The 7,592-nt window shown below is 45.0% G+C and carries 5 protein-coding genes and 1 pseudogene; 5 read left to right on the plus strand and 1 reads right to left on the minus strand.

The window, feature by feature from the left end; all coding sequences use genetic code 11:
• Positions 1-473 (plus strand): annotated as a pseudogene (locus QVP67_RS15020) (DNA mismatch repair endonuclease MutL); the annotation flags it as partial.
• A gap of 868 nt (positions 474-1,341) precedes the next feature.
• On the opposite strand, the gene trpS reads toward QVP67_RS15020, so the two are convergent.
• On the minus strand, positions 1,342-2,433 hold the full coding sequence (gene trpS / locus QVP67_RS15025) for a tryptophan--tRNA ligase (RefSeq protein WP_022164370.1): 1,092 nt from the start codon (positions 2,431-2,433) through the stop codon (positions 1,342-1,344).
• Between the two features lie 396 nt (positions 2,434-2,829).
• Here trpS and QVP67_RS15030 point away from each other — a divergent pair, with 396 nt between their 5' ends.
• From QVP67_RS15030 to QVP67_RS15045, 4 genes are all read left to right on the plus strand, one after another.
• The gene (locus QVP67_RS15030; protein ID WP_022164371.1) at positions 2,830-4,647 is read left to right on the plus strand and encodes an Mfa1 family fimbria major subunit; all 1,818 of its coding nucleotides are present in this window, start codon (positions 2,830-2,832) and stop codon (positions 4,645-4,647) included.
• A 289-nt stretch (positions 4,648-4,936) separates the two neighbouring features.
• On the plus strand, positions 4,937-6,013 hold the full coding sequence (locus tag QVP67_RS15035) for a FimB/Mfa2 family fimbrial subunit (protein WP_022164372.1): 1,077 nt from the start codon (positions 4,937-4,939) through the stop codon (positions 6,011-6,013).
• 88 nt (positions 6,014-6,101) lie between these two features.
• Complete coding sequence (locus QVP67_RS15040) at positions 6,102-7,130, plus strand: hypothetical protein (protein ID WP_288180290.1); 1,029 nt, start codon at positions 6,102-6,104, stop codon at positions 7,128-7,130.
• Between the two features lie 13 nt (positions 7,131-7,143).
• The coding region (locus QVP67_RS15045) for a fimbrial protein (RefSeq protein WP_288180291.1) at positions 7,144-7,592 on the plus strand (449 nt) is incomplete at its 3' end.

Raw genomic sequence — 7,592 nt, forward strand, 5'->3', positions numbered from 1 at the left:
GTGTGCTCTACGAACGCTATATGCAGCAGATTCGTCAGCATCAGGGCATGTCGCAGGGAGTACTTTTCCCCGAAATCGTTCAGTTCCCGGCTTCCGAGGCTGCTGTGCTCGAAAGCATTACCGACGATTTGTCGGCAGTGGGCTTCGAACTGACTTCATTGGGTGGGGGCAGTTATGCCATCAACGGAGTTCCTTCGGGCATCGACGGACTGAATCCGGTAGAACTAGTGCGCAGCATGGTGCATACGGCCATGGAGAAAGGTTGCGATGTGAAGGAAGAAGTGCAGAGTATGCTTGCGGCTACGTTGGCACAGGCAGCCGCCATCGTTTACGGGCAAGTGCTGAGCAACGATGAAATGGCCAATCTGGTCGACAGTCTGTTTGCCTGTCCTTCGCCCAATTACACGCCGGATGGGCATGTGGTACTGGCTACTATCCGTGAGGATGAGATTGAAAAATTGTTTTCCAAGTAGGACAAATAGAATAAATTTCATGTATAATTTGAAGGACTGATTCTTTATTTTGAGTCAGTCCTTTTTTATTGTTCTGCTTTTCTGAAATTGAGATTCTCTGTTTTACCAAGTTTTTTGATGAAGTTTCAACGAAAGTTGCTCTGCCTGAATGCTTTATGGTGAAAGATGTCTCAAAGGGTATAAAATCATACAAGTACAATTTTGTGCCCTTTGAAGTCTGGTGAACCTTCGGGTGAAACATCATCTTTCACCATATTTGCCTGATTATCTGATGCTAATTGCGAGGTGAAGGCGTGAAGGCAAAATAGAAGGTTTAAGGTTTATTCATTCCCAACGTTCTACTTGGCGGGCGTAAACATCTACTTTAGCCGGACAACATGGGTAGTTAGCTGGCTGAACAAGCAGTGCTGTAGAGCATGACAGGTATTGCTGCGGAGCGACACAAGCATTACACGCGAGCCGTGCAAGTGTGGCTCGTGAGCGGTACAAGTGTTGTTCACCAGCCATGCAAGTGTAACAAGCATTGTTCGCGAGCCGTACAAGTGGGGCTTATCCGTTCTCATGCTTTGAGAATGTTTTTCTCATAGGCGTGAGAATAGTTTTCTCGTAATTATGAGAATGGTTTTCTCATAAGCATGAGAATCCTTTTCTCATACCTATGAGAATAATTATATCCTAGTTTGTTTTTGTTGATTTCCAATGCTGAAATAAATACTTGCCGGATAGTTAAGAAGCTAAGGAGTTAAGCCGCTACATCAGGTTGTTCCTGCATTGTTGACCGGCTTTCACCTTTAAATCTGCTCGAAATAGGTGGCAACTCCTCTTGGCTTCTCTAACTACTGCAAGTGGTGCAACTCCTGAGGTGGAGTTACTTGCTGAAGCGTTTTGCCTGTTCGGCAATCAGTTCGGCGTCGTCGAAGTAGTTGATCTTCATGGCGCGGCGAACTTCGTCGAGGGTGGCAGCGGCTGTCTCGCGGGCAGCTTCGCAACCTTTCTTCAGCATGTCGTAGATGGCAGGAATGTCTTGCTCGAACTCCTTGCGGCGGTTGCGTATCGGAGCCAGTTCTTCTTCCATGATGGCGTTCAGGAACTTCTTCACCTTCACGTCGCCCAGTCCGCCGCGGCGGTAGTGTGCCTTCAGTTCGTCCAGGTTGGGGTACTCGGGCAGGTAGCGCTCGAAGTGTTCAGGACGGCAGAAGGCGTCGAGGTAGGTGAAGACGGTGTTTCCTTCAACCTTGCCGGGGTCTTGTACGCGCAGGTGGTCGGGGTCGGTGTACATGCTGCGTATCTTCTTCTGCACTTCGTCGGCGGGGTCGCTCAGGTAGATGCAGTTGCCGAGGCTCTTGCTCATCTTGGCCTTGCCGTCAGTGCCGGGCAGACGCAGACAGGCGGCGTTGTCGGGCAGCAGGATTTCGGGCTCAACCAGTGTTTCGCCATAGATGTTGTTGAAGCGGCGCACGATTTCGCGGGCTTGTTCCAGCATCGGTTCCTGGTCTTCGCCTACGGGCACGGTGGTTGCCTTGAAGGCAGTAATGTCCGCTGCCTGGCTGATGGGGTAGGTGAAGAAGCCTACGGGGATGCTTGTCTCGAAGTTACGCATCTGTATTTCGGTCTTCACGGTAGGGTTGCGTTGCAGGCGGCTGACGGTTACCAGGTCCATGAAGTAGAAGGAAAGTTCGCACAGTTCGGGTATCTGCGACTGGATGAAGATGGTGCTCTTCGTCGGGTCCAGTCCGCAGGCTAAGTAGTCCAATGCTACTTCGATGACGTTCTGGCGTACTTTTTCGGGGTTGTCCATGTTGTCGGTCAGTGCCTGTGCGTCGGCTATGAAGACGAACATATCTTTGTAGTCGCCGGCATTCTGCAGTTCCACGCGGCGGCGCAGTGAGCCTACGTAGTGTCCTATGTGCAGGCGTCCCGTCGGGCGGTCGCCTGTGAGGATGATTTTTTCTTTTGCCATACTTATATATTTGAATAATTGATAATCGTAAACTGAAAGCGAGAAATGAAGAACAAAAAATGAAGAATGAAGAATGAGGAATGAAGAATAATATAAATGAGTCCATTTTAAAAAGTACACTTTTTGCCTTAGAGCATAATGTAGTTGTCATTCTGTCATCCTGAACGTAGTGAAGGATCTCCTTCGAAAGCTACGTGATAACAGATCCTTCACTCCGTTCAGGATGACAGAGCAAAGCGGACTCAGGAATGACGCAGAACGATAAAGGGATAAGGGTAAAACCAAGGTCAACAATTCACCCTAAACCCTCAATCCTCAACTCTCAACCCTAAGTCCTTAAAACAAAACAAAGTAGATCAAAACAAATAATTATTAACTCGATAAATAAGAAAGATTATGAGAAAGATTTTTAAAAACATGGCTTGGACAATGGCCGCAACGCTGGTGATGGCGGCTTGCTCCGATTCGCTGGATGAAAGTTCAGGGAATGGTAACTCCAATGAATTTATTGGAGACAAAGGGTATGTAAACATCGGTATTAATCTGCCGACTACTCCGTCGACACGTTCAGAAAGTTTTGATGACGGAAAAGCCGAAGAGTACAAAGTTGATAAGGTGATTATTGCTTTGTTCTACGGTGGTACGGAGAAGGAGGCTGAATGCAAATGTGCATTCCAATTAACGGATAAAGACTTCTTGCTATCTGACGATGCTACAAATAATATTACAAGCTATTATGCCACCGGTGTGCGCATGATTCCGGCACCTGATGCTAATGTATATGCATTGGCAATTGTTAATCCAATCAGTAAATTTAATGTAGGAACTATTACCTCAACAAATCCTGATAAAGAAAATGTCGGAGATGCGACATTAACTACTTACTTGACTGTAGATGAAGGCAGCGGAGCTAATAAATTTAAAGGTACATTATCAGATTTAAATAAGGTAATTGCCCCTACAGCCATAACAGATGTAACAGGAAATAGTTATAATTACTTTTTGATGACCAACGCTCCTATTTCTACAAAAGCGTCTTTCACAGGTAGCAAACCTGGGGATTTGGAAATACAGACATTGGCTCCTATCAAAGTCTACAACGACAAAGCACTTGCTGAAGGAGCATCCAAGGACAATCCGATTTACGTGGAACGTGCCGTAGCCAAAACACAGGTAGCTGTAGAAGGTAATGATGCTACGTTGACCGTTACGACCGATGTTACTTCTTACAAGAACGCAACAGTTAAATTTGAAGGCTGGAAACTACAGAATACCAACAAGAAGTATTATCCTGTACGCAGAGTAAACGCTTTAGATTCTGAAACAGACTTAGCGGATATAAATACTTGGCTGGGATACTTTAATGGTAATGAGAGCAATCGTTTCATCGGTACAACTCCAAATCCTTACCGCACCTATTGGGGAATTGACCCGAATTATGATAAAAATGAAAATGATGAAGATCTCAGTAAAGATTATACTGTTTTAAAATCAGTAAACGAGGGCGATTGGAATGAAATAGGATATAGTGGACAAGATAGTGAAATAGAATACTGTTTGGAAAACACCACCACGGCCCAAACAATGGCAGAGAACCGTCTGACCAGTGTTCTTCTGAAAGCGACTTTTACTCCTGACGGTGCTACTGCAAGTACTAGTTTCTTTATGATTAACAATACATCTGCTATTTACACAGAAGAAGAATTTTTGAAAGTTGCCACAGCTGCCCTGAAAGGTGAAGATGCTTTAATTGGCAATGAAGAATTGGCAGTTAAGACTGTGTCAACCGGATTCAACATTACAGATGCGACTGGAGTACAATCACTGTTACAAATTAATGGTGGAACCGACCAAAAATTAAGCGATACTCAAGCTGCGGCTATTCTGGCAGCAGCCGGTGGTAACATCAAGTATTATCTGCAAGGCATCACCTACTATTACGCTACAGTCATCAAGCACTTCGGTGATACAGAAACCCCATTGGCATCCGATGTTATAAACGATGCAAAAAATTACGATGAAGGCAAACATCTGGGTCGTTACGGTGTTCTCCGTAACAACTGGTACGAACTAACTATCAAGAGTGTCAAAGGTCCCGGTGAACCCGAAATACCAGAAATCCCCGTTACGCCTCCCGATAAGAAGGAAAGCTACATCAACTGCGAAATCAACATCCTCTCCTGGGCAAAACGTTCACAGGGTGTAGATCTGTAACATAGTGTGTGAGGCTGTGCCTCGTATTCACCACAGATTACGCGGATTATCACAGACGGACGGAACCGGACAATCCGAAGTTCAAGAAAAATCTGTATCAATCCGGGAAATCTGTGGTGAATAAACACACCTCACCATTTACCTGAATAAAGCGATAAAAACAACTTGACAAGTATTTAGTTCTTTAGCTTTCTGAGTTCGTAAGTCATTGCCTTATTACCACTTTAGAATCCAATCACACAATAACTTAAAAACTCAAAAACTAACAAACTAACAAACTCATTTACTTATGAACCATTGTGCCAAACATATACTGAAGGCAGGCTGGCTGGCAGGATTACTGCTGGGCTTGACTGTTACGTCGTGTACCGACCTGATCTTCGACGACCGTGACGGGTGCGAACGGGGCGTGTATGTCAACTTCGTCTACGACTACAACCTGCATCGTTCCGACCTCTTCGCCGACCATGTGGGCGAAGTCACCCTCTACATCTTCGACGAACAGGGCAACTACATCGACAGCCGTACCGAAGCCAACGACGACGAATTCCAACCCCTACGGGAGTATGGCTATAACATGTATCTGGACCTGCCCGACGGAAAATACCGCTTCGTGGCACTGGCACATCAGTGTAAAAGCGACGACCAGAGAGGCAGCTTCATGCGTACGGAAATGAACGAGAACAGCCGCATGGAAGACCTGCAGATTACCCTCGACCATAACCGCCTGTACGACGGCGTCGGAGCAGTCAACCACCAGGGCGAACCGTTGGATACCATTTGGCATTCCATTTCCGACCAGCCCGTCGAAGTGCGACAAGGGCAGTATGCCTATCACACCCTGTCGTTGGTCAGAAACACCAATTACATCAGCGTCACCCTGCGCGACGTGGACGACCCCGCAGCGATGGACATCGACGACTACAACCTCTACATCACCGGCGGCAACATCCGGCTGAACCATGACAACTCCGAAGACCCCAGCATCAAGGCCCTGTGTACACCTTTTGTCACGTGGAATACCCAAGACCCTGATGTCAGCAACCGTGCTTCGACAGTAGGAAACATGGGACATGCCGACTTCATGACCTCGCGCATCTTTGCCCACGACAACATGGCCGACGACGAGGTATTGGTAGTAGAGCACAAGGAAACCGGCAAACGGGTCATCGAAGTCAACCTGCCCGACCTGCTCGGCCGCCTGTGCAACTACGACGAGCTGCACCGCTACTCCCGCCAGGAATTTCTGGACCGCGGCTACGATTACGACCTTACCTTCTTCCTCTCCGACGGCAGTTGGGCTTATGCCAACGTATCGATCGGTGTGCTGGGATGGAGCAAACGGATACAGAATGTAGATTTGTAAAATTTGAGTTTTGAGTTATTGACTGAAAAACAGACAAACTTAAAAACTAATGAACTTAACAACTAACGAACTAATAAACTTAAAATACATGATGAAAGTATTATCCATAGCAACGTGGCTCATGCTGCTCATCCTGGCAGGATGCGGCGATGCGTCCCCCTCCGCGGAAGAACCTTCTGCACAGGAGCGGACCATCACGCTGAATCTGGATATTACGACGAGAGCGGATGACGGAACAGATACACCTGAAAAACTTCGATTATGGATTTGTGATGGAAGTGATAATTTAATTCAATACATAGAAAATAGCCCAACTTGGCAAGCGAGTTCAAAAGAAGGAATAGATTGGATAACCAGTTTACAAGCTAAAATAAAGACAAAAGAAATCGAATCCTTAAACTTCTATTTAGTATTGAATGATGCTTATAGTAGCGTGGATGATACTTCTCCGATATCCTTTAATATATATGATATCGCTGCATTGAAAAATACTCCGTTTGTCCTTACCAATTACGGTGGCGATAATAAAGTACCAATGACAGGTACTAAAAATTTAGCTTTAAATGCTGATGAGCTAGAATATGGTGTTTCGATTAATGCTACGAGATGTGTAGCAAAGCTGGGGATTTATTGCACCAAGCGAACCTCTTCCAGTAAACTGATTATCTACAGTTTTACTTTGAACAAGGTTCCTGATAAAGGGTACTTGTTTACTCCTGTAGATAATGATATTAACTATACAGAAAATCGTGATTTGTTGAGTGGTAATAGTGGGGGCGTTACGATTGCAACTTCTTATACGACAGAATTGCCAACGGACATAGAAAGTGTAGAGTCTTCGTTTACAAAAATAGATTTTGATAATCCTTATTTGTTGGAAAACACGTATGGAGATGAACAGTTTGTGACCGAAATAGTGAATCCAGGAACGAGATATAATCTTACAGTGAAATATAATTTTAATGGTTCTGATTACGAACAGACCATTTACTTGCCTAAGATAGAGAGGAATACATGGTATAAACTTTACATGCGAATGAAAGAAATAGAGTTGGATACATATTGCCAAGTAAACTCATGGACAGAACATACAATGGATGTCCCGCCCTTTGAATAAAAAAATGACGAATATGAAGAAGATATTGCATACGATATATACCAGCCTGCTGCTTGTCGGCCTTGTGGCTTTTGCTCTGACAAGTTGTGTGGATGATGAATTAGTGAAGTCCGGTGAAGTGGTGGAAGGGGTACCTATTACGGTTACGCTGAATTTAGGAGGACTACCAGCCTCTGATGTAACGGTAAGTACAAAGGCAAGTGGGAATGATTTGTCTGGGTTATCAAATCTTACGATTTATGTTTATGATAGCCAGGGAAACTTTCAGCATAAAGTGAGTAATTATAACGGAGAAAAATCTCTTACTGTCGGCAAATCTTCGGGTACAACTGATGTAATCTATCCGGTAACATTCAATACGACTTCCGGAACGAAGAAGTTGCTTGCCGTAGGTAATCGAGGAGGAGGTTTTTGGAAGGCAAGCGGAGATGTTGATGCATCTACAATGACATTTGATGAATT

It is taken from the genome of Bacteroides sp. CAG:633, assembly GCF_000435115.1.
In the GTDB taxonomy this organism is placed as follows: Bacteria; Bacteroidota; Bacteroidia; order Bacteroidales; family Bacteroidaceae; genus Bacteroides; species Bacteroides ndongoniae.